Source organism: Acinetobacter sp. YH01006 (genome assembly GCF_013420445.1).
GTDB classification, from domain to species: Bacteria; Pseudomonadota; Gammaproteobacteria; order Pseudomonadales; family Moraxellaceae; genus Acinetobacter; species Acinetobacter pseudolwoffii.
Window position 1 is genome coordinate 177,614 of sequence record NZ_VOYB01000001.1, and the last position, 25,826, is coordinate 203,439.

Here is a 25,826-nt window from a genome sequence, read left to right on the forward strand (position 1 = left end):
GGGACTGGAAAAGTCCCGGATTAGGCACTCACCATACGCGTGGCTGATTTCACCATATCACCCAAACCATGGGTTCTGAAATAATATTCCAGCCAGCTTTTTACCATCAGTGGATTGTCCATTTTTAACACATGCTGTAGCAATTCCTGTGCATCACTCATCGGCACGTGACAAATGGTTTTACGTACCTTCAGGATATTACTCGAACTCATTGACAGGGTATTAAAGCCCATGGCCATGAGCAAAACCGCAGACAGCGGATCACCTGCCATTTCACCGCAGATACTGACCGGTTTTTCATTACGATGACAGTCCTGCACCAGACGGGTCAGGGCACGCAGTACGGCAGGATGTAAATGTGAATAGACATTGGCAACCCGCGGATTATTGCGATCGACTGCCAAAAGATATTGAGTCAAATCGTTAGAGCCAACCGAGAAGAAATCGACCAGTTCGGAAAACTCATCAATCTGATGCAGCACACTCGGCACTTCTACCATGATGCCAAGTTTTGGCTTGTTCACTTTGACCTGCTCTTCTTCCTGAATCGCCGCATGATCACGTTCCAGTAAATAGAGTGCTTCTTCAACCTCACTGACACTGGTCACCATCGGCAACAGAATATGCAGGTTATTCAGTCCGATACTGGCTTTAAGCATGGCGCGAATTTGTGAAGAAAAAATTTCCGGATGATCCAGGGTAAAACGAATGCCACGCCAGCCCAGTGCCGAATTTTCTTCTTCAATTGAAAAATACGGCAGGTCTTTGTCTGCCCCAATGTCCAGGGTACGCATCACTACCGGTTTATTGGCAAAATGAGTGAGTTGCTGGCGATAAATCGCGCGCTGTTCTTCTTCGCCCGGGAAGCGGTCGCGTAGCATAAATGGAATTTCAGAACGGTATAAACCAACGCCTTTGGCACCACGTTGCACGCCACGGACCACATCGATCATCAGGCCGGTGTTGACGTACAGTTTTACCGCTACCCCATCCGGGGTAATCGCATCTTTGGTTTCGTACTGACGCAGATCTTTGGCGATCTGTTCTTCTTCTTTTTGAATTTCTTTATAGCGACTGCGCAAACGCCGTGGCGGATTGATGAAGACCCGGCCTTGATGCGCATCAACGATCATTTCTACATCATCCAGGGTATTAATTGGCAGTTCAGTCACACCGACCACAGTCGGAATGCCGAGGGCACGTGCCACAATTACCATATGCGAGTTCATGGCACCTTCAGTGGTGACAATCGCAGCAATTTTATCCACTGGCAGTTCAACCAGAGCTGCAGTGGAAATCTCTTCCCCTATCAGAATACTCTCATCGGTCAGCTCACGATGACTGGCATCAGCTTCCTGTAAACGCGCCAGAATACGGCGGCCCAAGTCTTTTAAGTCTGCCACCCGTTCACGTAAATAATCATCCTGCATCTGGGCAAACTGTGCCACATGACTATCAATCACGATGCGCACTGCACCCTGTGCCCAATGGCCTTCGCGAATGAGCGTCTTGATTTCTGCCGGCAGGGCATTTTCATCCAGCATCCGCAAGAATACGCTAAAGAGCGCGCGTTCTTCGGCCATCAGCGCATCCTGCATCTTGTCATCGAGCGACTGGATTTCTTCACGGACTGAGTTGAGGGCGCTGTCTAATAATTGTAGTTCTTCGCTGATGTCATCGGCTTCACGATCGGGAACAGCGGCCAGATCTGCTGGCGGGTAGAGAATCACGGCCCGGCCCAGGGCAATCCCGCCTGAACCGGACACCCCCTGAAAGGTTTTATAGGCAGGCAGGTTATTTGGCTTGCGGAAGACATCAATATTGCCCACCGCATGGGCATGGGCAATCACGCCAGAGAGCTGCGCGCACAGTGTGACCAGAAATGATTCGGCGGCTTCAGAGAAATCCTGAGATTCTTTATTCTGAACCACCAGCACACCCATGACCTTACGGCGGTACATCACCGGGACGCCCAGAAAAGAGTTATACAGCTCTTCACCGGTTTCAGGCAGGAACAGGAAGCGTTCATGTTTGGGTGCATTGTCCAGATTGACAATTTCTTCACGCTGGCCGACCAGACCCACCAAACCTTCGCCAGTCTGTAACGATACGTGACCTACGGACTCAGCCTTCAGGCCCTTGGAAGCCATCAGCAGATAACGCTGGTTACGTTCATCCAGAAGGTAAATAGAGCAGACATCGACATGCATGGCGTCTGCGACATGCTTGACCATGATATCGAGGGATTCATGCAAACTGGCAGATGCATTGATCTCTTGAACAATACGTCTCAACGTGTCCAGTTGCATATTCGACATAAGGTCTGCTCCGTCTATTCAGAATTTCAGTGATACGTTTATTTATAACAATAGCCGACCAAAAAATCTGCATGATTTATGCGATTTTTTAAGGTTTTTGCTGGGGCAGCTGCTGACACAACTCCACCAGAGCTTTGCGATAAACATCACGTTTGAAATTCACGACTTGACCTAATGGATACCAGTAACTGACCCATTGCCATTGATCAAATTCCGGCGGATCAGACAGATTCAACTGAATATGCTGAACGGGGGCCGTGAGTTTGAGTAAAAACCACTTTTGTTTTTGACCGATGCACACCGGATCGGAGTCCGGTCGTATGTATCGATGCGGCAAACGATAGCGCAACCAGCCTTTGGTTTGCGCGATGATCTGGACGTGTTCGGGCAATAAGCCAACTTCTTCTCTCAGCTCACGATAGAGTGCCTGCTCAGGGGTTTCTCCATATTGGATACCTCCTTGTGGAAATTGCCATGCATTATGACCAATGCGTTTTGCCCATAAAACTTGTCCAGCATCGTTTGCCAAAATGATCCCGACATTTGGTCGGAAACCCTCAGAGTCGATCATTTGGCTACCTAAAAATTGTTTAATTTATACCTTTGCCATCGGGGAGCGTTATTTCTTTATCCAACTCGAAAAAAGCAAAGTTTAAAAATGTTAAAATTGCTATGATCTTAACGAATTTCTATCGACTAGCGGAGATAGATTTACAATTTTTTTCTTAAATTTCAGTTTTTACGAGTATTTTCATGAAATTGGCGCTATTTGATCTCGATCACACCTTGTTAAACACGGATTCGGATCATTCTTGGGGAGAGTTTCTGGTCAGCGAGGGCCTGGTCGATCCGGTGCAGCATCGTGCCATGAATGACAAGTTCTATGACGACTATAAAAAAGGTCAGTTAGACCCCTATGCCTATAATGAATTTGTGTTCCAGTTTCTGACCCAACATGAGCATGCTTATTTAACCGAGTTGCACCAGCTGTTTATGCAAAAGGTGATTCGCCCGCAAATGCGTCCAGAAGGTTTTAAGGCCATTCAACGGCATAAAGACGCCGGTCATGCTCTGGTCGGAATTACCGCGACTTCGGATTTTATTACTGCACCAATTTTTCGTGAATTCGGCATTACTGAAATTATTGCCACCAATGCTGAAGTACTCGATGGCAAATATACCGGAAAAGTGATCAATACCGCGTGTTATCAACAAGGCAAGCTGGTGCGTCTGGAACAGTGGCTGCAAGGTCGCGATGTGACCGAGTCTTGGGCCTATTCAGATTCGATTAATGACCGTTTCTTGCTGGAATATGCCGATCATGCCATTGCGGTGAATCCGGATGACCGCCTTGAAGTTTTAGCCAAAGCGCAGGGCTGGAACATACAGGACTGGTCGATTTAACTGATTGCCTTTTATCCATCTGATTGATCCAGCACAACTTCGGTTGTGCTTTTTTATCTGCCCGAATTCAATGTAAGTGTTAATGTTTTTTCACAGTCCGCTTGCCTCGGACATGTTATGCTCAAAAAACAGGACATGAAAATAATGGAAAAGTTTGAGGTGTAATGCTATGACTCACGTTCGACCGCGTATGACACATCTGTTTCAGCAGCTTGGCTTGGATGCCACTCAGGAAGGCATTGAAAAGTTTATTCACGAACATCAACTGCATAAAGATCTGACTTTACTCGATGCACCGTACTGGTCAGAAGCACAACGTCAGTTTCTAACCGAAAAAATTGCATCTGATGGTTCATGGGCCATTGTGGTGGATCAACTCAATGAATCCCTGCATGAAAACTCAACCAGTGAAGGATGAAATAAAAGCCAATCGAATGATTGGCTTTTTTAGCTTGAAGGCTTTAGTGAGTGCGTCGCCAGATGCTGACTTGCGACAAGCTATGTTGATATTTTCTGGCGGTTTCACGAATAACAAAAGGCACATCCTGAGGCTGGGTCACCAGCTCAAAATGAGCCTTTAATATTTCCGAGATACCCTCCAGTGTAGTGACCTCTCTGTCTGCCTGCTTGAAGCCGCCCAGCCATTCATCACGTGCAGTATGTTCTTCCAGCCAGGTATAAGGCGAACTAAGCAGTAAAATTCCACCCATATTTATCCGTTGATGGATCTGCGTCAAAAAGTCTTTGGGATGATGCAGCCGGTCAATCAGATTGGCCGCCAGAATAAAATCATAGCCACTAAAATGTGCTTTCAGATTACAGGCATCGGCCTGAAAAAATTCCACTTTAGAGGCAAGCCGATCCAAAGCGAAATCCTCAAGCGAGCAGATTTTCTCTTCGCTTAATTCACCTTCTACGGGGAGCTGATAACGGATTCGGTGACCTTGGGCCAGAAAGACGGCTTGCTGAATAAAGCGTGCAGAAAAATCCAGACCGGTGACCTGATCAAAATAGTGTGTCAGTTCAAAGCTGGCGCGGCCAGTAGCACAGCCAATATCCAGAGCACTTTTACATGCAGTTTCCCGGAAATACGGCTGTGCCAGCTGCACCAATGTTTTGGCAAAATTGGCGATGCCAAAGTATTCGGCGCCGTACTGAAACTCCAGATATTGAGACACCAACTGGTCACTTTCATACTGTGAAGGAAACTGTTGCAAGGCTTGATCAGAGGCGACATAGCGGAAGCCAGCGTGTTGAAAGAAATGCCGTCTAAAAGCATAACGTGCGCTGTGCAGGGCTTCATTGCCTGCTGAAATCCAGGAGCCACCTTTAATAATATTATGCCGTCCATCAAAGGTCGGGGTGCTAAAATCATCATAAAGAGGATGCACCTGAAAGCCCTGAAACGGATAGATTGGCGTTTCAGTCCATTGCCAGACATTGCCCTGAATATCATAGAAATCGCCCTGCCGAAAATGATCGACCGGGCAGGAACTGGTGCCATATTTCAATTCGATATTGGCCTGTTCAGGACTGGGTAAATCTGGATCCAGGTCTGAAACCGCATACAGGCGATACCATTCATCCTCAGTCGGTAAACGAATGGTTTTTTCAAGCTGTTGCGATTTCCACTGACAAAAGGCTTTGGCTTCATGATAATTTACGTCTACCGGCCAATCCCAGGGCATGGGGACTTCTTCCAGCATCAGGCGCAATGACCAGCCGAGTTCAGTCTTGCGCCAAAAACACGGATGAGTCGCTTGTGAAAATTGTAGCCAGCCTAAGCCTTCTTCACTCCAGTAGTGTCCGGTCTGGTAGCCATCTGCTTCGACAAAGGCCAGAAACTCCTGATTCGACACCAGATATTTTGCAGCTTCAAAGGCTGCAACTTCGGCTTCATGCTGGCCGTATTCATTGTCCCAGCCATAAAAAGGATGGTTAAAATCTTTCTGTAGATGTACCTGGCCTTCAGGCACAGCAATCAAACTATTTTCCGGGGCAATGCCGGTAATGATATTGGCACGCCACTGCGGATGCTGGTGTACATGTTCTAAAGCATGCTGACGAATCAGCACCGATGACGTTTCCAGATGAATCCGTTCATGTTCGATGCCCATAATCAGCGTCCACCACGGATTGTGCCAGTTTAAGGGCAGATTCAGCGGGGCATGCTCAACAATGTTCAGAATCAGCGCGCGTACCTGATGTCGATAATCCCGGACTGCCTGCACAGTCGGCCAGTCATAATGCACTTCATCCAGATCATCCCAACTCATTTCATCAACCCCGATCGCAAAAATACTTTCAAAATGCGGATTCAGACGTTCAGTAATGAGTTTGCTCAGCAGCAGTTTATTGACAAAAAAAGTCGCGGTATGACCAAAATAAAAAATCAGCGGATGACGCAAATTAATTGGCTTGATAAAAAAAGCATCTTCATGCTTGAGGCATTCAAATAACTGCTCATAGGTATCAAAGGTATTCAGGAAGTAATCACGTAGGCTGTGTCGCGCTGTCTGTTCGTCGGCAAAATCAAGCGCAGGTGTAGGCAACAACATCGGTTTGGCCGAAAGCCATAGGCTGCTGGCATTTGTTTTATCTTGAGAGAGGGGTTTTAGGGGAGAATCGAGCTGCATCCGTCAGGCTCCATCGAATAATTTTAAGTATTCCTCTGCATCGCAAAAGAATAGATTTATCTTAAAAATACGCGAAAGAAATCCCCAGATGGGTGTATTTAGGTAACAAAATGCTGCACTGTTTTGAATGCAGCATTTTTAGAAATGAATTAAAGAGGCAGGGAACTACTTTGCATAAGTTGAACCAGAGCTTGCGCCGCTTTGGACTGAGTACGACCCGGATGCCAGACCATGCCTAGCCGGCGGTTCATTTCCAGATTGATATCCAGCTGATGCAGATCGTGATTGACCAGAGTTTTTGGCAGCACAGACCAGCCGAGACCAATGGATACCAGCATGCGGATTGATTCCAGCGGATTATTGCTCATGCTGACTTTTGGTTTAATGCCCTGTTTTTCAAACTCGGCCAAAGTAATCTGTGAGGTATAGGTTTGTGAAGACGGTAGCAGGCTCGGGTAATTCAGCAAATCTTCCAGGCACAGATTTTTTTGCTGGGCCAGTGGATGAAAGGGTGCAACTACAAAGACCAGAGGATCATTCCAGATAGTGACATAATTCAGACGTGCATCGCCCCGTGGCGGCAAGGTTAAAAATGCCAGTTCCAGATCGCCGGCAATGACTTGTTCGTGCGCCTGCTCGGAATCGACAAAATGTACATCCAGCCTTACATCCGGATATTCTTGTACATAGCGGCGCAAATGACTTGGAAGATGATGCAGGCCAATATGATGGCTGGTGCCGATTTTCAATTTTCCCTGTACCTGACCCTGTTCATGGCTCAAGGTATAATGAATATCACCGAGTTCATTCAGCCAGTTTTTCACTTTAGGCAATAGCGAATGCGCGGCATGGGTGGCTTGTACACCACGTCCGGCGGATTCAAACAGTTTGACCCCAAAATATTCTTCCAGACTGTGAATACGTTTGGTGACGGCAGGCTGGGTAATAAAAAGCTGATCTGCGGCCAGAGAAATCGAACCAGTTTCCATGACTTTTACGAAGGCTTCAAAAGCTGCGAGATTCATCTTAATCACCTATAAAGAATTTTTATGTGTAATTATATTATTGTTATTTTTTAAGAATAAATCAAAGCATAATTCGCTTGTTTGTATTGCATTGCTGCATTACTAAACATTTTCAAAGCCTTGGGATTTAAATAGCGTCAAAAAAAGACCCTCTTGGATGAGATGGTCTTTGGTCAGGAACATCGACAGAAAAGATCAGGCGGTGATGTCCTCATTCTGCTGTTCGATATTGCGCTCCCAAATTTTTTCGTGGAAGAAGAACGCAACTGCCTGTACTGTGGGTTCCAATAAACTTAAGGCAATTGCCATGGCCAAACTGCCAGTCACCAAATAACCGACAATCATCGCCACCGTGATGTGCATAATGTAATAGCTGAAGGTCTTTTTAAACATACGCTGATTATTGTCTACAAAACGTTGGATATGTGCCATGTCGAAGTTCCTCAAAATATAAATCTCTGTCTATGCAGGAATAATAATAATTCTCATTTTATTTGTAAAAACGAATATTTTTAATAAATTGATCGGAAAAGTAGATTTATAGGAATGCAGCGAAAGCATGATTTTATTCAGCTTTTGAAAGATTCCAAAAAGTTTTTTAACTAATAAAAATGATAAATTAGATTTATGTGACAGCAGCGATATAATCAAAATCAGAGCAAGAATTTACCCAGTCCAGTGGAGTACATCGACATGGCAGGCGCAACCCAAACAGCAAAAACATTATATGATAAATTGTGGGATGACCATTTAGTAACACAACGTGATGATGGTTCTGCCTTACTGTACATCGACCGTCACTTATTACATGAAGTAACGTCGCCACAGGCATTTGAAGGTTTACAACTCGCCGGGCGCAAGCCATGGCGTTTAAGCGCAAACATTGCTACACCAGATCATAACGTACCCACCTCGAAAAAAGAGCGTGAACAGGGTGTTGCCGGCATTGAAGATGAAACTTCGCGCATTCAGGTACAAACCTTGGACGACAACTGCAAGACCTTTAATATTGTTGAATTTGATATTAATGATATCCGTCAGGGGATTGCGCATGTGGTTGGGCCTGAGCAAGGTTTAACCTTGCCGGGTATGACCGTGGTCTGTGGTGACTCACATACTGCGACCCATGGTGCTTTCGGTTGTTTGGCGCATGGTATCGGTACTTCAGAAGTTGAACATGTATTGGCGACCCAATGCCTGGTTCAAAAGAAGATGAAAAACATGTTGGTACGCGTTGACGGTCAGTTGGGTCAGGGCGTGACACCGAAAGATGTGGTCTTGGCGATTATTGGCAAGATTGGTACAGCAGGGGGTACTGGTCACGCGATTGAATTTGGCGGTCAGGTGTTCCGTGACATGTCGATCGAAGGTCGTATGACCGTTTGTAATATGGCAATCGAAGCCGGTGCACGCGTAGGTATGGTCGCCGTCGATGACAAAACCATCGAATATGTTAAAGGCCGTCCTTATGCACCGACTGCAGAACAGTGGGATCAGGCCGTAGCGTATTGGAATACCTTACATTCGGATGAAGATGCACACTTTGATACAGTTGTGGTCTTGCAAGGCGAAGAGATCGAGCCGCAAGTGTCTTGGGGAACCTCTCCTGAAATGGTGATTCCAGTGTCTCAGGCAGTACCGACTTTGCAACAAGCCAAAGACGAGGTACAACGCAATGACTGGAACCGTGCTTATCAATATATGGGTTTAAATGCCGGTCAGGCCTTGGCTGAAATTCAATTAGACCGTGTCTTTATTGGCTCATGCACCAACTCGCGTATTGAAGATATTCGTGCTGCGGCTGAAGTGATCAAAGGTCGTAAAGTTGCGGCAAGCATCAAGCAGGCGATGGTGGTTCCAGGTTCGGGTCTGGTCAAGGCCCAGGCAGAAGCTGAAGGCCTGGATAAAGTGTTTGTAGAAGCCGGCTTTGAATGGCGTGAACCAGGTTGTTCAATGTGTCTGGCAATGAATGCTGACAAGTTACAACCGGGCGAGCATTGTGCATCGACGTCTAACCGTAACTTTGAAGGTCGTCAGGGCAATGGCGGTCGTACGCATCTGGTCAGCCCTGCAATGGCAGCCGCCGCGGCAATTGCCGGTCACTTTGTTGACGTGCGTAGTTTCTAAAAATCCCCCTCAGTCCCCCTTTTAGAAAAGGAGGAAGTTCCCCTCTTTAATAAAGAGGGGGTTAGGGGAGATTTAAAGTGATGACATTCTTTAGGAATAAAGACAATGAAAAAATATACCGTTGAACAAGGTATCGTTGCACCATTAGACCGGGCCAATGTCGATACCGATTTAATTATTCCAAAACAGTTTTTGAAATCAATCAAACGTAGTGGTTTTGGTGCGAATTTATTTGATGAATTGCGTTATCTGGATGAAGGCTATTTGGGTCAAGACAACTCAAAACGACCTTTAAACAAGGATTTTGCATTAAACCAACCTCGTTATCAAGGCGCGAGCATTTTGATTTCACGCGCCAACTTTGGTTGTGGTTCTAGTCGTGAACATGCGCCATGGGCATTGGAAGAATACGGTTTCCGTACCGTGATTGCACCAAGCTATGCCGACATTTTCTATAACAACAGCTTTAAGAATGGCATGTTGCCTGTGATTTTGTCTGAAGAGATTGTTGATCAGTTATTCAAAGAATGCTTTGCAACTGAAGGTTATCAACTCACCATCGATTTGAACGCACAAGAAGTACGCACACCAAATGGTGAAAGCTTTCAATTTGAAGTCGATCCATTTCGTAAGCATTGCCTGTTAAATGGTCTGGATGATATTGGTTTAACTTTACAAGCTGCGGATGACATTCGTGCTTATGAGGAAAAAACCAAACAATCACGTCCATGGGTATTTGCCGAAATTCAGGGCTAAATCAGCGAAAATTGTCATAGCATGACTGCGATGCCCTTGCTAATATCGGAAGATTATTGGGTTTTTTGATTGGGTAAGACAGACATTATGGCGAATTATTGGAAACAGTGGCTTGCTTTAAGTACGGTGTCGGTACTGATGACTGCATGTCAAAGCATCGATACCATGAAGCTCAAACATGCCAAAGAAAATGCCGAAAGCAAAAACAATGCGTTGATTTACTGTAAAGGAACATCGGATTGCCAGTTCGAGCGCTTAAACCAGACCATCATTGTCAATAACGACAATGGCCGCCTCAGTAATGAGGCGCGAAAGCAAAAACTGGTACGTTTGCAGGCTAAGAATTTGAATCAGGCCAATCCGATTTACTTGTCAGTACCCGCAGGACAGCATGAATTAGTCGTCCGTTTTTATCCAATCAGTAAGGATAAAGCGGAAATTTTACATGTGTTTCATCGCTTTCAGGCCAACAAAACTTATACCTTGAAAATGTTCCGCGACCGTAGTGCGCGTAGCAGCAGTTTATTAAATGCCTCTGCACCTGATCCGCTTTGCGTGGATTTATTGCAAGAGCAAAAAACCATTCGTCGTTTTTGCAAACCTTATAATGTGGTCAACGGCATTGCAGAGTTTGTAGAAAAGAAAATTTAACCTTTGTCAGGTCTGAATCTGACGCTTTAAACGGAAAATCTCATGTCTAAACAAATTTTGATTTTAGCTGGTGATGGCATCGGTCCTGAAATTGTCAAAGCGGCAGAGCAGGTACTGGATCGTGTAAATGAAAAATTTAATCTCGATTTGACATGGGAACAGGGTTTACTCGGTGGTGCGGCAATTGATGCCCACGGTTCACCATATCCTGAAGTGACCTCAGAACAGGCCAAAAAAGCCGATGCAATTTTATTGGGCGCCGTCGGCGGGCCAAAATGGGATACGATCGAGCGCTCAATCCGTCCGGAACGCGGTTTATTAAAATTACGTAGCGAACTGAACCTGTTTGCCAACTTGCGCCCAGCGATTCTCTATCCACAATTGGCTGATGCTTCAAGCCTGAAACCTGAAATCGTGGCAGGTCTGGATATCCTGATCGTGCGTGAATTGACGGGCGGTATTTATTTCGGTCAGCCACGTGGGATCCGTGAACTGGAAAACGGCGAGAAGCAAGGTTATAACACGGATGTGTATTCAGAATCTGAAATCAAACGCATTGCCAAAGTTGCCTTTGAAATGGCGAAGCTGCGCGGTGCCAAGGTCTGTTCAGTGGATAAAGCCAACGTACTTGAAGTCACTGAGTTGTGGAAACAAACCGTTACTGCGTTGAAAGAAGAACAGTATCCAGAAATTAACTTGTCACATATGTATGTCGACAATGCTGCGATGCAACTGGTGCGCGCGCCAAAACAGTTTGACGTGATTGTCACCTCTAACCTGTTCGGTGATATCTTGTCTGACGAAGCAGCGATGCTTACAGGTTCAATCGGCATGTTGCCATCAGCCTCGCTAGATGAAAATGCTAAAGGCATGTATGAGCCTTGTCATGGTTCAGCCCCTGATATTGCGGGTCAAAACCTGGCGAACCCATTGGCCACAATTTTGTCTGTTGCGATGATGCTACGCTACACTTTCCGTGAAGAAGCTGCAGCCAAAGCGATTGAAGATGCCGTAGGCAATGTTTTGGATCAAGGCTTGCGTACAGCAGATATTATGTCTGAAGGCATGCACAAAGTCGGTACAGTTGAAATGGGTCAGGCAGTGGTTGCTGCATTGAACTAAGTCCGTTTTGATTAAAAAAATGATTAAAAAACGCAGCTTTGGGCTGCGTTTTTTTATGTCAGATTTCTCGTATCTAGCTCAGGTTAACAGGTTCGACCTGTAGTACGAACTGCGGTTGCAATATTATCTTTGAGTAAGAAGGTGATCTTACATTGCAGATTGACGTCATAGCCACCTGAAGGACTCACAGGAACCGGAATAGGTACAGCACCGCCTGCTGCCGGAAACTGTGCTACAGGCAAAGGAATTGCAACAGGGCGCTGTACCACATAGCTTAATTGCTGGGCACTGAGTTCAGGCCCACTGAACTGCTGATAACCTAAACGTTTTAGATCTAGAGTTTGATCGATCAGCTGGCTGCTTTGTCCAACAAACTGCTGCAAATAGGCTTCGCGGTCAGATTGGCCCATATTGGGGGAATGTGCACAGCCCGCTATTAAAACACTGGCCAAAATACCGAGCGATAGTTGGAGATAGGAAAATCGCATCATTTCACTCCTGCACAGGAACGACTCATCAATAGTGTAGACAGGAAGTGTGATTGGTATTGTTGTAATTTGACACGCGGTACAGATGGGGGCGAGAGCTAGCTCAACATCAATCCATCAAAGAAATTGGACTACAGGATGACAGCTTAACAAGCCCTGCCGCTATAGCGAACGGATTGGATAATTTCATCTTTCAGCTCAAACCGGATTTGGTATTTCATCTCGATGTTATAACCGCCATTTGAGGGCGTAGGCATTGGTACACCGATCGAAATACTCTGACTAATATTCGGTGTACCCATCGGAATATTCATGTCCCGAAAAATAGTGTAGCTGAGAAACTCTGCTGTCTGAATCGGTTGCTGGGCGGTTTTAAATCCCATTGCACTCAGATCAAGCTGGCTGCGAACCTGTGCTGCATTTTGACCGACATAGTGTTGTAGTGACTGATTTAGGTGATGTTTGCCGCCTGTGGCACAGGCGACGAGGATTAAGCTGCACAGCAGGACCAAGCACTTCATATTCATGGTTTTTAGACATGTTATTTTAATTAAATGAATAGTCGTGAGTTTACAGTTCAGTGTCAAATTATTTTATTTTTCAATAAAAAATTAAAGCAATAAAAAAGCCACTAAAAGTGGCTTTTGCTTGCGCTAAAACTTAGCGTGCACGATAGGTGATACGACCTTTGGTCAAATCATAAGGTGTCATTTCAACCTTCACACTGTCGCCAGTTAAAATACGGATATAGTGTTTACGCATTTTACCAGAGATGTGGGCAATCACTTCGTGACCGTTCTCTAAACGTACACGGAACATAGTATTAGGAAGCGTCTCGGTGACAACGCCTTCGAACTCGATGAGTTCCTCTTTATTGGCCATAGCCTACCTGAATGAATAAATTGGAAAGGCGCAAATTATAGTCAATTTTTTTGCAAAATACAAGGTGAAACGGGCGTTAGACTGATCATCTGTCAGTAAAATAAGCGAACGATCAGGATAAACTTTTTAACTAAAAAAATGTCGGTTTCTGTTGTCAGTTTGGTCAATCGCAGTTAATCTAAAATTAATCTTTTTAAGTATAAATGAAGTACATACAAGGAAGGCTTTTGAGTGAGTCAGCTAACGGATGCATCAGTCGTATTGCGTTTGGGCTATCAGGCGATTCGTCGTGCGGGTTTGCCGACAGAAGAACTTTTGACCAAAGCAGGAGTTGCTTTAAATCAGGTCGAGGCCAATGACCGTACGCCGCTGAGTGCCCAGTATGCCTTTTGGGTGGCAGCTGAAGAAGTCAGTAAGGACCCGGATATTGGTTTGCATCTGGGCGAACATTTACCACTGTATCGTGGTCAGGTGATTGAACACCTGTTTGTTTCATCTGAAAATTTTGGTGAGGGACTGAAACGTGCCTTGGCCTATCAACGACTGATCAGCGATGCCTTTGCTGCCAAGTTGGTGATTGAAGATGGTCGCTGCTATTTAACCAATGGCGAGCAGCCTTTTGCTGAAAGTCTGGTCAATCGTCATTTTACCGAGTGTGCCATGTCGGGTGTACTGCGTTTCTTCAAATTTATTACCGAAGGACGTTTTGAACCGATTTATATCGATTTTAATTTTTCCAAAGGTGCTCCTGACGAGGAATATTTCCGGGTTTATGAGTGTCCGGTCAGCTTAGGTCAAAAAGAAACCCGACTTTATTTCGACCCAAGTATTCTAGAGTTTCCACTGTGGCAGGCTGAACCAGAGCTTTTACAATTACATGAGCAGCTGGCAATTGAAAAACTGCAGGAACTGGCGCGTTATGATCTGGTCGGTGAAGTTCGTCGAGCGATTGGCTCTACTTTGGAAAGTGGCGAAACCACACTGGAAACTGTAGCTGCACAGCTAAACATCACGCCACGTCGCTTAAGAACACAACTGAGTGAAGCACATACCAGCTTTCAACAGATTCTGTCGGATTATCGTTGTCGTCTGGCCAAGCGTTTGCTGGCGAGTACCACTGAAAGTGTTGAAAGAATTGTCTATCTGACCGGATTCTCGGAACCAAGTACGTTTTATCGTGCCTTTAAACGCTGGACCAATGAAACGCCAGTGGAATATCGGAAACGCAAGCAGCGTTAAAAATCCCTCCTAACCTCCCTTTAAAAAGGGAGGAATTCCCCTCCTTTCAGAAGGAGTTAGGGGAGGTAAATATTCTAAAAAATTTAAAAATTATTCCGGCAGATTCAGCCAATGCGGCCCCAACGGTAATTTAGGCAATTCAAACTGCTCCGGATAGTCGGCATGAATAAAATATAAACCATCGGCAGGCGCAGTCACGCCAGCAGCTTTGCGGTCTTCGGCCGCGAAAATACTATCAATATGATCGGCAGCATACATGCCCTGACCAATTTCCAGTAGGCAGCCCATGATATTACGCACCATATGATGCAGAAAGCCATCGGCCTGAATATCCAGTACCAGATATTGACCATGCTGAATCAGACGGCAGTGGCTGACATGGCGCACCGGTTGATTGGATTGGCAGGCTGCAGCACGGAAGCTTTCAAAATTATGTGTACCTTCAAACTTTTTCGCAGCCAGCATCATCTGTTCAATATCGAGTGGAGCATAGACATGGGTGACCTGTTTATGCAGCAAGGCAGGTCGCACAGGATGATTATAGACCACATAGCGGTAACGGCGTGCCTGAGCCTTAAAGCGGGCATGGAAGCTGTGATCCATCTCTTTGATCCACTGAATCGAGATATCTTTGGGCAACTGGCTATTGCAACCCATCAGCCAGCCACGTTCAGAACGAATGGCATCGCTATCAAAATGTGCCACCATATTGGTCGCATGTACCCCCGCATCGGTACGTCCGGCACCATGTAGGCTAATCGGTTGATCGGCAACCCGGCTCAGTACCTTTTCAATGGTTTCCTGCACACTTGCAACACCCGGCTGTTGAGTCTGCCATCCCCGATAATGCATCCCACAAAACTCAATTCCCACCGCAAAACGCTGCATAATGACCTCAAAACCTTATTGATCGTACCAATGACGATGCCATTGCTCTACAGTGTCGTATTGTAAATACATTTTCAGTGCTTTTGCATACAGATCCGCATGGCCATAACTTTCATTCAGCAGAATTTTGCAGTGATTGACCCATTCTGCAATGGCATAGCGCTGATCTGTCGCGCCAAAAGGCACCTGGGTGGTCAGTACAGAGAGACAGCCTTGGTCATAGAGTTGATCAATGAGTGCGATCAGGGCCTCATTGACAGCGAGATTACCCGTGCCAAAACCTTGCAGAAATAAAAAATGCGGTGGTCTGGCTAATAAGCTGTGCAGGTTGTTCAGTTGCTGGGCCAGATCAATCGGTTGCATCATGATACTCATGCAGTTAAATCCAGCGGCTTTCCTAATATCTTCAGCTTTGACTTGATAACACTGCTGACTGGCCTGGATTGTAATATTGGCCTCAAGACCTGAGAAGGCATTTAACTCGGTGGTATGCTGTTTGAGTGCCGTCTGGGCATGTATCAGTTGACGATGAAAAGCCAGATAGACCCCTGCGGTACACATGCTGACAGAATCTAGGGCGAATCTCAGATTATCCAGCGCATCACTAAATTCGCGCTGCTCATTGCCCTGAGCATTCAGCAGCGGATATTGACTACCAGTCAGTACCACATGTGCCGAGTTGCCGAGAAAATGTGCCAGGACTGCACTGGCATAACTCAGCGTATCTGTACCGTGAATAATCACAAAATATTGGATCTTTCGAGATTGCAGTTCTTGAATAAACTGCACCAATTGCAGCCAGTCCGCGGCTGTACAGGCACTACTGTCTTTAATGGCTGGTGCGCGGTGGCATTCAACGAAATATTGGTCTGCAAGTATCTGTTCGAGCTTGGGAATAAATAAATCCGCAGACATCGGGGCAAGTGGATCGCCGACACAGCCGAATGTGCCACCCATATAAATTAATGCAATATTTTTCATCATAAAAAAAGCAGCCAACCCTTGACTGCTTTAGTGTAAATCGAAATGCATCAAGATGCGATTTGATTCAGTAATTGCTCTGCGCGTTGCTGTTGCTCGGCCGTATATTCAGCTTCTCGCTCTGCAATGATCTCACGTGCGGCAACATAGGCACCGAGCTGAATATATTGCTGCGCAAGATCCAGATTCAGACTGGCCTCATTGATGTCCAGTAATTCCGGGAAAGATTGTACCAGTGGATCATGCTGGTCTGTGGCTGTTTGAACTGATGTAGCAGGAATGTCGAAAGTAACACCTGTTGCAGCAGGTTTAGTTTCTGCATGATCTAATTTAAAGTCTAGGCCTGATGAAAGGTCTGTCTGTGTCGCAGATTCACTCACAGGTGCAGCAGCAGAAAGACTAGACAGATCAAACTCAATTGCTGGTTCTGAGGTTTTTTCGGCGACAGGCGCTGGAGTTCCTATAGAAAATGAGAAATCCAGAGGCTTGATCTCTTCAGATACAGCAGGCGCTGTTTCTACTGGAGCAGCCTGCTGCAATTCCAGTTTAAAATCTAAAACAGGTGCAGTTTCTGTTGCTGCCGTAGGTGTAGTTTGCACAACAGCAGATGAAGTATCTTGAAATTCAAAATCTACAGCAGGTACCGGAGTTTCTTCAGATTTTGGCGCTATGACCGGCGTAGTTGTCGGTTCAAAATTAAATTCAAGTGGCTGAATATCCGCAACAGGCTCAATTGCTGGAGCTGGCTTGCTTGGTTGAAACTCTTGTTGCAACTGTTCAAATTCCTGCTCATTTGAAGGAGCGGGAGCGACCAGATCAGCAAAGGCATCGGAAGATGCCGAGGTTTCCTGTACAGATGAAGTTTTAAGCTGTGCACTTGGGAAATCAATCGTATCTTGAACAGCAGATAAAGATTGATCAAATTCACGCTGTTTGGCTTCAGCTTGCGCCAGAATCTCATCTAAATTTAAAGAACGGATATGGTTGAGCAGTTGTGAAATCGCAAACTCATCTTTCTGTAAGATATGAATATCTAACAACAGCAGATAGAGCTCATGCTGGGAATTGTCGCGATTCAATGCCTGGTTAATCTGAGCTTCGGCCGCAAAAAAATTACGTTCCTGAATCAGGCCTTCAATTTTTTTACGCGTTTCTGCGGATAATGGCGTTGCTGATTTTTTTGCGACCCCGACTGGCTCAACTACTTTGGTTTTTTGTGGGGCAGTTTTTGAAGCAGAGCCAGGTTTTTTCGCTTTTACAGTTTTAGTTTTTGCTTTATCTGATTCTTGAGCATCTTGTCGTTTTTTGACGACAATTAATACGATGATCAATATCACTAATGGAATCACATAAATCAGCATGTTTTACCCCTTGAGGATAGAGTGTATTCAATGTTCACTCATCCCAATAAATCGTCATGTGTAACTTTTAATTAACTGGCTTCTTATCTGCTTGTTGGGCTTTAAGCTGTTGTTGCAGCTGGGCCAGACGCGCATTTAATAATTGAATTCTGTGATCCTTCTGATTGAGTGCCAATTCTAATTCGGTTACGTTTCTCTGTAATTTAACGGTTTTTTCTCGGGCTGTCATAACTTTTAATGACAATTCCTTCGATGTTTGATTGTGTTCTGTGTTCTGGTTTGCAGAAAGCTGTCCGGAATCGTGCTGGTTCTCAGCAACCAGACTCATTTCAGCCTGATTCAGACGGTATTTAGTTTTGGTAGCAGGCTGAGAAGGTGCCTGTGTCTGCTTGGCGGCGGTGACTTTGATCGGAGCAGTTACAGTACTCATCATAGCTAAATTCAGTGCTGCACCTTTACGTAAACGATTGGCATTTCCTCCGATAAAGGCATGTTCATTGTTTTGCTTGATTTGCTGCATCACTTCATTAACCGGACGTTGCTGTTCTGCTGCAATTCGTGATGCGATTCCCCACAGCGACTCATTGGACTGAACCATATAAGTCGGTTGAGCTTGGGCTGAGGCACTCTTGGCTGGTGTAACTTTTGTTGTAATTGGAGCTGGGGTCTGTACAGGAGGAGTTGAGCCAGCCGATTTTCTGGCCTGTTCCTCGGCAAATTTCTTGACCAATGGATCGCTGGAAGCGCTTTGATGTTCAGAACCAGTCTCAGCCGGTTTTTGCATAGATACTTTATTTTGCTCTGGAGAAATATGATCTGCTGATAACTTGCTCGCTGGCGTATTTGCAGATACAGACTGTGCCGGCGTTGGTTTTACTGTAGCAACAGGCGGGGAGGGAATCGGCTGCGAAGTATGATGTGTTGAATCTGAAGTGGCCGATGCTGGAGTTTTAACAGCGGCTTGAGTATTGCTGGCAGCGACAGGGTCACTTTTAGGCACAGCAGCGACAGATTGTACCTGAGGAGCCGGAATTGATGTCGATATAGCCGGTGCAAGTGCCACTTTGGGAATTGAACTGCTAGACAAGGTCGGCGGACTAACATGTTGCACAGCCAGCGGCTTTTCTAAAACCGGTTGCTTATTTGAAGTGGCTGGAGAGCTGTTGTAATGGGTAGTCACTGGCAGGTTTAAAGCAATATCTTTTTCACTGACCATGACAACTGGCGCAAGTGGGCGTTCATTCTGTTTTAGACTGGCTTTTAATAAATCGGTTTTCGCTTGCAAAGGCGTGCGGATATGTTGCAAACGTGCAGCATTGCCTTCCTTAATTTTGACAATGATATTCAGTTCCCGATCGGTTATTGGTCGAGACGATGTAATGGTAATGACTCCGGTGCCATTACTACTACGCCGGGTGAAAAAGTTCAGATGACCAGGCGGTTGATGTGATGCACCCATCGAGATTAAATCTTCAGGCGAAGCCAGACTCACCTCAATCGGTAAATTCATATCAGATTGTCGAAAGGTCATTTCAGCATAGAGTAACTCTCCAGGCGCAGACTGGATCTGAACCGGATCTACGTTAATCGCATAAATATTCTGTGAAGCAACAATGGCTAAAATGGCAAGCTTTAATTTTTTATATACAGTCATCTTAATTGTGAGCTCAGTCATTATCGCATAGCGAAAATTATAGATTAACGGGATGTTTCTTTTTTGTAAAATACTTACGCAATAGTTACATAAAAAAGCCGATCAATAAAGATCGGCTTTTTGTTTTATATCCATCTCGGGATATTAAACGTTTTTATAATCAATCAGGATGCGCAGCATACGGCGTAATGGTTCAGCAGCGCCCCAAAGCAATTGGTCACCGACAGTGAATGCACCCAAGTATTCTTTACCCATGTTGAGCTTGCGCAGACGCCCCACTGGAACCGATAACGTACCTGTCACTGCAACTGGAGTCAGGTCAGTCATCGAGGCTTCACGGGTATTCGGAACCACTTTAGACCAGTCATTGGCACGTGCAATGATGTCTTCGATTTCATCCAGAGGCACGTCTTTACGCAGTTTTAGCGTCAATGCCTGAGAGTGGCAACGCATGGCACCAATACGCACACAGTGACCATCAATCGGCACGATCTGCTGGTTGCCCAGAATCTTGTTGGTTTCAACCTGGCCTTTCCACTCTTCTTTCGACTGGCCGCTTTCCAGTTGCTTGTCGATATAAGGAATCAGTGAACCGGCCAAAGGCACACCGAAGTTGCTGGATGGGAAGCCTTCACCGCGTTGTAATTCAGCAATTCTCGAATCGATATCCAGAATTGGAGAGCGTGGATCATCGAGTAATTCTTTGGTGTTATTGTATAAATAACCCATACCGCTGATCAGTTCACGCATGTTTTGCGCACCCGCACCAGACGCTGCCTGATAGGTCATAGACGTTGCCCATTCCACCAGATTGTTCTGGAACAGACCACCTAGACCCATCAACATCAAGGAAACCGTACAGTTACCGCCAACAAAAGTTTTGGTGCCTTTTACCAAACCGTCTTTGATCACATGCATATTGACCGGATCAAGTACGATGATGGCTTCATCATCCATACGTAAGGTCGATGCTGCATCAATCCAGTAACCATTCCAGCCTTCAGCTTTCAGTTTCGGGAAAACCTCAGAGGTATAGTCGCCACCTTGACAGGTAATAATGACATCCATCTGCTTCAGACTGTTAATATCTGATGCATCCATAAGTGCTGGGGCAGTCTTACCACCAAATGCTGGCGCTTCACCGCCTGCATTACTGGTAGAGAAATAAAATGGCTCAAAATGAGCAAAATCATTCTCTTCAACCATACGTTGCATTAGGACGGAACCGACCATCCCGCGCCAACCGACCAGACCTACTCTCATGTCACTTTGCCTCGGTGCGTTAAAAATTCTAAAGGGATTCGAGTGTATCAAAAAGGGACTCAACTGCAAGTGCTACACAATCAAAACATCAATATTCTTGAGCGAAATATCTGCTTTATGATACATACAAAATTGATAACGTCATTTTTCTTTCAGAAAAAATAATAACTTAATTAAGAGCACGCTTTATGATATGGGTTATCCAAATTGTGGCAATCATTGTCATTTGGTTAAGTTTCTGGTCACTGATCCCACGCGATGAATGGTGGATTCGAGGTGCGGATTTTCCACGCTTACAAATTCTGGTCTTGGGCTTTATTGCCTTTGTGCTGTTTTTGGTGGTGGAGCATCCCTGGACTGTCTTGAATCAGCTGATTTTTGTGGCCCTGATTGCGGCTTTGGCTTATCAGCTAAAAATGGTATTGCCCTATACCTTTATCTGGAAAAAACAGGTCAAGCAGGTCAAACAGGATCAACTGGATCCGCAGCGGCAAATCTCCCTGATTGTTTCGAACGTACTGACCACCAATACTCAATATCATCGACTGATTGAACAGATCCAGACCCATCAGCCAGACTTGGTGTTAACGCTGGAAACGGATCAAACCTGGCAAAATGAACTGTCGGTGATTGAAGCAGATTATCCTTATCGTGTGCCTGTGCCTTTGGATAACCTGTATGGCATGCACCTGTATAGTAAACTGGAACTTCGCAATACCCAGGTCAAGTTTATTTTAAGCGACGAGATTCCGTCCATTCATACCACAGTGATTTTAGGCTCGGGACAGCCGGTGCAGCTGCACTGTCTGCACCCGAAACCACCGAGCCCAACTGAAGCCAAGGATTCTACTTTACGTGATGCGGAATTGTTAATTGTCGGGGATCAGATCAAAGATTTAGATGAAAGTTGCATCGTCATGGGGGATCTGAATGATGTGGCCTGGTCTCGTACTACGCGGCTGTTTCAGCGCATTAGCGGACTGCTGGATCCACGCGTCGGACGTCATTATGTAAACACCTTTCATGCAGATTATCCTTTTTTTCGCTGGTCGCTCGATCACGTATTTCACAGTACCGATTTTGCTCTGGTCCATATGGAGCGTCTGCCCCATATCGGTTCTGATCATTTTCCGGTCTTTCTGGTTTTACAAACCGGTCGGGTCTTTGAGCATATTCAGGAAGAATTGGAGCAAACCGATGAAGATGAGCAGGAAGCACAAGAGGCCATAGAAGAGGGGATTCAAAAAGCAGAGAAAGAGGAAAAAATGGTGACCGATGAAATTGCCATGGCTTATAAAGATGGCGGCAAAATCTCTTAACTTTTTAAGAGAAAAGTGTAAGAGATTGCTTACATCAGTTTGCGCTTCTTGCGGATGGGCAATCATGAGCAATCCAGGTATTCTAGGTTTATCAGCACAGGGAGTCGAGAAAGGATATTCTCATAAGGAAGACGAAGCTGAATGAAAACATCATGGATATGATGCTGAAAGGGAAATCACAAAAAATAGAACTAATTATAATAGATGAAAGCACAACCTCATTAACCCGGGTTTTACAGGATGTAGAACTCGGGTTAAATTATTTTTAGAGTGAATTTTTTAAATACTTAATTGATTATTAAAGATAATTTTAGATTTAAAACTATATTTTTACAGTGCAGAATGGAAAATGTTATTGCCAGTGATGACTCAGTGAATGGATCAGAAATACTCCAGCTCTATCGTACCAATCCATGGTCTGGTCACTGCACGTATAAATGGTCAGCTGGACGGACTGGCGAATGCGATTTCAGATGGCTCTCTGGGGGTGTATTTCCCGCATTTATTGGTTGGTCTAGACTGGCAACGACAAGGCATTGGTCGGCGGATCATGCAAAGTATGCTGCAATATTATTCAGGATTTCATCAGCAGATTTTAGTGGCCGATCAGCAGACAATAGGAATTTTATCAGGCTTTAGGCTTCACGCGTGCGGGACTAACGGAAGCTATGTAGATCTATCAAGGTACAGATCATGAACAGGATTTTAAACTGTAGGAGCTGTAGCGATTTAAAGTCCGCGATCAAACAGATTTAGTAAATTTCCTTATAACCTTCAGGGCGAGTTTTAAAACGGCGGTGGAACCACATATATTGGGTCGGTGCGATGCGTAGCTGCTGTTCAATTATCAGATTCACGCGAGTAGCATCCTCAACTTCATTCTCACTAGGGAAATTCTCCAGTGCCGGTTCAATCAGTACATGGTAGCGTGGATTTTTGATATCGCCATGACGATAGAAATATAAAGGAATCGCAGCAGCTTTGGTCATTTTCAGTAAACGACGGTGCGCGGTGACGGTTGCCGCCGGTACACCAAAGAAAGGTGCCATCACCCCTTGTTTTAAACCATAATCCTGATCCGGACTGTACCAGATTGCATGGCCTTTTTTCAGATTACGTACCAGACCGCGCATATCATCATGATCAATTTGATGGGCATAAATCGTGGCGCGACAACGGTAAATCAGCATGTCCAAAAGTGGATTATTCTGTGGGCGATACACCACATCCGGTTCAAAATATTGTGCACACAGATATCCACCAGCATCCAGTAAGGTCGAATGCGTGCCTAGTAACAGCATACCCCGGCCTTCGGCTTGAGCATTCTGAATATGTTCCAGTCCTTCAATACTGACGCGATCCTGAAACCATTTCGGACTGTACCAGGCATTTAAGGTTTCAAAAACCCCCAGCATTTGATCGATAAAAACCTGACGCGCATTGTCCTGTATTTGCTCGGCAGACCATTCAGGAAAACAGACTTCCAGATTGCGCAGTGTGGTGTCGCGACGTGAGGGCAGATACTTAAAAGACAGATGGCCCAGCAGATAGGCCAGACGATACTGAATGGCCCATGGTAAAATCGCCAAAATCATCAGGAAAATAATACCCAGCCAATTGCCCCAGTATCGAGGTAACAGGAATGACCATTGAAATTCGCCGGGTTGATATGCAGGCTGGGTACTCATAGAACAATATAGGGCTAAAAGATTAAGTGCAGTCTAACAGAGAAGATTCTTGAAATAAAAAAAAGCATCTGTACGAATACAGATGCTTGAGCAAATACTCGTGGAATATTTAGCCGTTGCTAAGGTTATCCAGCTCTTCCCAACGTTCTAATTTTTCCAGTAACAGTTCATCAATTTCTGATAAACGCTGAGACAGTTGCATGGCTTTATCGGAATCACTGACAAATAAAGAGCCATCAGCCAGTTGTGTATTGATCTCGGCTTGCTCTTTTTCCAGCGCTTCCATTTCAGCCGGAAGTTGCTCGAGCGCGCGTTGATCTTTGTAGCTGAGTTTGACTTTTTTGGCAGCAACGGGTGCGGCTTCAGCTTTGGCCATGGCTTTTTTCACGGCACTTTTTTGATCGACCACGGTTTGATCCGGACGCTGTTCAAGATAATCCTGATAACCACCGACATATTCGTCGATATTGCCTTTACCATCAAAGACCCAGGTCGATGTCACCACGTTATCCATAAAGGCACGGTCATGCGAGATCAATAACAAGGTGCCTTTGTAGCCACCGAGCATTTCTTCCAGTAACTCTAGGGTCACCATATCCAGATCGTTGGTTGGCTCATCCATCACAATCAGGTTCGATGGTTTCAGCAACAGTTTCGCCAATAAGATACGGTTGCGTTCACCACCAGACAACGCTTTGACTGGAGTACGTGCACGTTCTGGCGAGAACAGGAAGTCCTGTAAATAGCTATAGATATGACGACGGTTACCATTCACATCCACGTGGTCAGAGCCTTCAGAAACGTTATCTTTGACTGATTTTTCCAGATCCAGTGCATTACGTAACTGGTCAAAATAGGCCACTTCAAGCTGCGTACCGGTCTTCACCGTACCGCCATGTTCTAGCTCGCCCAGAATGGCTTTAATGAGTGTAGTTTTACCGACACCGTTATCACCGACCAGACCGATACGGTCACCGCGTAAAACCAGTGCCGAGAAGTTGTTAATGATCGGTGCATTGTCACCGAATTTCACACTCAGGTTCTCAATTTCAAACACCAGTTTGCCTGAACGGTTGGCATCCTGAGTCGCCATCGCCACTTTACCTTGTTGCGAACGGCGCGCTTTGGATTCTTCACGCAGTGCTTTTAGAGCGCGAACACGACCTTCGTTACGGGTACGGCGTGCTTTGATGCCCTGACGGATCCAGACTTCTTCTTCCGCCAGCTTTTTATCAAACAGCGCATTCTGCTTTTCTTCAGCTTCCATTTGCATGGCTTTGAGTTCTAAGTAACGTGAATAGTTACCTTCATAACTGCGCAATTGACCACGATCCAGTTCCACAATACGGGTGGCGATGCTATCGACAAAGGCACGGTCATGCGAAATGAATAACAGAGTTAAATTGTTTTGATCGAGCAGGAATTTTTCCAGCCACTCGATACTTTCAACATCTAAATGGTTGGTCGGTTCATCCAGTAATAAGACATCTGGCTGAGTCAGCAAGGCACGTGCCAATAGGACACGACGCTTACGACCACCCGACAAATCGGCAAGATCTGCATCTGGGTCCAGACCCATTTTGCTTAAAATCGAATTGACCTTGGTTTCCAGCGCCCAGCCATCGAGCTGGTCCATTTTGTGTTGCAGATTGCCCATGCGGTCACAAGCGTCCATATCGCCCAGTACACAGGCTTCACTGGCTGCATGGTAGGCACGCAAAACTTCCGACGCTTCACCGGCACCGTCAGCCACGATATCCGCCACTCGGCCTGAGTCCATCGGTACATCTTGCGCCAGCATCGAAATCGTGATGCCATTTTGTAATGAAACTTCGCCGCTATCCGGCAGTAAACTTCCTTCAATCAGCTTAAGTAAGGTAGACTTACCCTCACCATTACGGCCAATCAAACACACTCGTTCGCCGCGCTCCAAGTTAAAATTCGCGCCGTTGAGCAGGGCGGGTCCACCAAACGCAAGTTGGACATCCCTAAGGGTAATATAGGCCATAATGTTTCCTGAAATC

24 protein-coding genes are annotated in these 25,826 nt (G+C 45.5%); 9 read left to right on the plus strand and 15 right to left on the minus strand.

Translation table 11 applies throughout. The annotated features are described in order from the left end of the window. Window positions 1-20: 20 nt before the first annotated feature. Both ptsP and FTT73_RS00880 read right to left on the minus strand, forming a co-directional pair. Entirely contained in the window at window positions 21-2,318 is a 2,298-nt protein-coding gene (ptsP, locus tag FTT73_RS00875) for a phosphoenolpyruvate--protein phosphotransferase (RefSeq protein WP_180190870.1), read from the minus strand. An 88-nt stretch (window positions 2,319-2,406) separates the two neighbouring features. Continuing rightward, window positions 2,407-2,889 carry an RNA pyrophosphohydrolase gene (locus tag FTT73_RS00880; protein WP_005095455.1) on the minus strand — a complete coding sequence of 161 codons (483 nt, stop codon included), beginning with the start codon at window positions 2,887-2,889 and terminating at the stop codon, window positions 2,407-2,409. Between the two features lie 182 nt (window positions 2,890-3,071). Between FTT73_RS00880 and FTT73_RS00885 the strand changes: the two genes are divergently transcribed. After that, window positions 3,072-3,722, plus strand: a complete 651-nt coding sequence (locus tag FTT73_RS00885) for an HAD family phosphatase (RefSeq protein WP_005095456.1) — start codon at window positions 3,072-3,074, stop codon at window positions 3,720-3,722. 169 nt (window positions 3,723-3,891) lie between these two features. Then, the gene (locus tag FTT73_RS00890; protein ID WP_005095458.1) at window positions 3,892-4,140 is read left to right on the plus strand and encodes a DUF2789 family protein; all 249 of its coding nucleotides are present in this window, start codon (window positions 3,892-3,894) and stop codon (window positions 4,138-4,140) included. A gap of 43 nt (window positions 4,141-4,183) precedes the next feature. Here FTT73_RS00890 and ovoA read toward each other — a convergent pair whose 3' ends face one another. The 3 genes from ovoA to FTT73_RS00905 form a co-directional block, all read right to left on the minus strand. Further along, window positions 4,184-6,358 (minus strand): 5-histidylcysteine sulfoxide synthase, encoded by a 2,175-nt coding sequence (gene ovoA / locus FTT73_RS00895; protein ID WP_180071902.1) that lies wholly within the window; start codon window positions 6,356-6,358, stop codon window positions 4,184-4,186. A gap of 149 nt (window positions 6,359-6,507) precedes the next feature. After that, entirely contained in the window at window positions 6,508-7,383 is an 876-nt protein-coding gene (locus FTT73_RS00900) for a LysR family transcriptional regulator (protein ID WP_005095462.1), read from the minus strand. Between the two features lie 195 nt (window positions 7,384-7,578). Then, window positions 7,579-7,815 (minus strand): DUF2061 domain-containing protein, encoded by a 237-nt coding sequence (locus FTT73_RS00905; protein ID WP_005172852.1) that lies wholly within the window; start codon window positions 7,813-7,815, stop codon window positions 7,579-7,581. A 261-nt stretch (window positions 7,816-8,076) separates the two neighbouring features. Here FTT73_RS00905 and leuC point away from each other — a divergent pair, with 261 nt between their 5' ends. The 4 genes from leuC to leuB all read left to right on the plus strand — a co-directional run bounded on the left by leuC (window position 8,077) and on the right by leuB (window position 12,039). Continuing rightward, window positions 8,077-9,510, plus strand: coding sequence for a 3-isopropylmalate dehydratase large subunit (gene leuC, locus FTT73_RS00910; protein ID WP_005095467.1), 1,434 nt, complete (start codon window positions 8,077-8,079; stop codon window positions 9,508-9,510). Between the two features lie 105 nt (window positions 9,511-9,615). Continuing rightward, on the plus strand, window positions 9,616-10,266 hold the full coding sequence (gene leuD, locus FTT73_RS00915; RefSeq protein ID WP_100329281.1) for a 3-isopropylmalate dehydratase small subunit: 651 nt from the start codon (window positions 9,616-9,618) through the stop codon (window positions 10,264-10,266). Window positions 10,267-10,353: 87 nt separating this feature from the next. Beyond that, window positions 10,354-10,917 (plus strand): hypothetical protein, encoded by a 564-nt coding sequence (locus FTT73_RS00920; RefSeq protein WP_005095471.1) that lies wholly within the window; start codon window positions 10,354-10,356, stop codon window positions 10,915-10,917. A gap of 42 nt (window positions 10,918-10,959) precedes the next feature. Further along, complete coding sequence (gene leuB / locus FTT73_RS00925; protein WP_100329280.1) at window positions 10,960-12,039, plus strand: 3-isopropylmalate dehydrogenase; 1,080 nt, start codon at window positions 10,960-10,962, stop codon at window positions 12,037-12,039. A gap of 83 nt (window positions 12,040-12,122) precedes the next feature. Here leuB and FTT73_RS00930 read toward each other — a convergent pair whose 3' ends face one another. From FTT73_RS00930 to infA, 3 genes are all read right to left on the minus strand, one after another. Then, window positions 12,123-12,527, minus strand: coding sequence for a hypothetical protein (locus tag FTT73_RS00930; protein ID WP_100329334.1), 405 nt, complete (start codon window positions 12,525-12,527; stop codon window positions 12,123-12,125). Window positions 12,528-12,673: 146 nt separating this feature from the next. Then, complete coding sequence (locus FTT73_RS00935; protein ID WP_180190871.1) at window positions 12,674-13,054, minus strand: hypothetical protein; 381 nt, start codon at window positions 13,052-13,054, stop codon at window positions 12,674-12,676. 133 nt (window positions 13,055-13,187) lie between these two features. Continuing rightward, on the minus strand, window positions 13,188-13,409 hold the full coding sequence (infA, locus tag FTT73_RS00940) for a translation initiation factor IF-1 (RefSeq protein ID WP_001284370.1): 222 nt from the start codon (window positions 13,407-13,409) through the stop codon (window positions 13,188-13,190). A gap of 231 nt (window positions 13,410-13,640) precedes the next feature. Between infA and FTT73_RS00945 the strand changes: the two genes are divergently transcribed. Further along, a complete protein-coding gene (locus FTT73_RS00945; protein ID WP_180185873.1) occupies window positions 13,641-14,648 on the plus strand; it encodes an AraC family transcriptional regulator in 1,008 nt (335 codons plus the stop codon). Window positions 14,649-14,738: 90 nt separating this feature from the next. Here the strand turns inward: FTT73_RS00945 and truA are convergent, their stop codons facing one another. The 5 genes from truA to asd form a co-directional block, all read right to left on the minus strand. Beyond that, window positions 14,739-15,536: a tRNA pseudouridine(38-40) synthase TruA gene (gene truA / locus FTT73_RS00950; RefSeq protein ID WP_005095479.1), complete on the minus strand. Its 798-nt coding sequence runs from the start codon at window positions 15,534-15,536 to the stop codon at window positions 14,739-14,741. 15 nt (window positions 15,537-15,551) lie between these two features. Continuing rightward, on the minus strand, window positions 15,552-16,520 hold the full coding sequence (locus tag FTT73_RS00955) for an asparaginase (RefSeq protein ID WP_180190872.1): 969 nt from the start codon (window positions 16,518-16,520) through the stop codon (window positions 15,552-15,554). Between the two features lie 47 nt (window positions 16,521-16,567). Continuing rightward, window positions 16,568-17,878 carry a fimbrial protein FimV gene (locus FTT73_RS00960; protein ID WP_180190873.1) on the minus strand — a complete coding sequence of 437 codons (1,311 nt, stop codon included), beginning with the start codon at window positions 17,876-17,878 and terminating at the stop codon, window positions 16,568-16,570. Between the two features lie 67 nt (window positions 17,879-17,945). After that, entirely contained in the window at window positions 17,946-19,553 is a 1,608-nt protein-coding gene (locus FTT73_RS00965; RefSeq protein WP_180190874.1) for a hypothetical protein, read from the minus strand. A gap of 123 nt (window positions 19,554-19,676) precedes the next feature. Further along, window positions 19,677-20,795, minus strand: coding sequence for an aspartate-semialdehyde dehydrogenase (gene asd, locus FTT73_RS00970; protein ID WP_100329275.1), 1,119 nt, complete (start codon window positions 20,793-20,795; stop codon window positions 19,677-19,679). A gap of 188 nt (window positions 20,796-20,983) precedes the next feature. On the opposite strand from asd, the gene FTT73_RS00975 reads away from it, so the two are divergent. After that, entirely contained in the window at window positions 20,984-22,114 is a 1,131-nt protein-coding gene (locus FTT73_RS00975; RefSeq protein ID WP_005095492.1) for an endonuclease/exonuclease/phosphatase family protein, read from the plus strand. A gap of 376 nt (window positions 22,115-22,490) precedes the next feature. Then, on the plus strand, window positions 22,491-22,811 hold the full coding sequence (locus FTT73_RS00980; protein WP_225553195.1) for a GNAT family N-acetyltransferase: 321 nt from the start codon (window positions 22,491-22,493) through the stop codon (window positions 22,809-22,811). Window positions 22,812-22,866: 55 nt separating this feature from the next. On the opposite strand, the gene FTT73_RS00985 is transcribed toward FTT73_RS00980, so the two are convergent. Continuing rightward, window positions 22,867-23,802: a hypothetical protein gene (locus FTT73_RS00985; RefSeq protein WP_005095497.1), complete on the minus strand. Its 936-nt coding sequence runs from the start codon at window positions 23,800-23,802 to the stop codon at window positions 22,867-22,869. Between the two features lie 109 nt (window positions 23,803-23,911). After that, a complete protein-coding gene (locus tag FTT73_RS00990) occupies window positions 23,912-25,810 on the minus strand; it encodes an ATP-binding cassette domain-containing protein (protein WP_005095500.1) in 1,899 nt (632 codons plus the stop codon). Window positions 25,811-25,826: the final 16 nt, after the last annotated feature.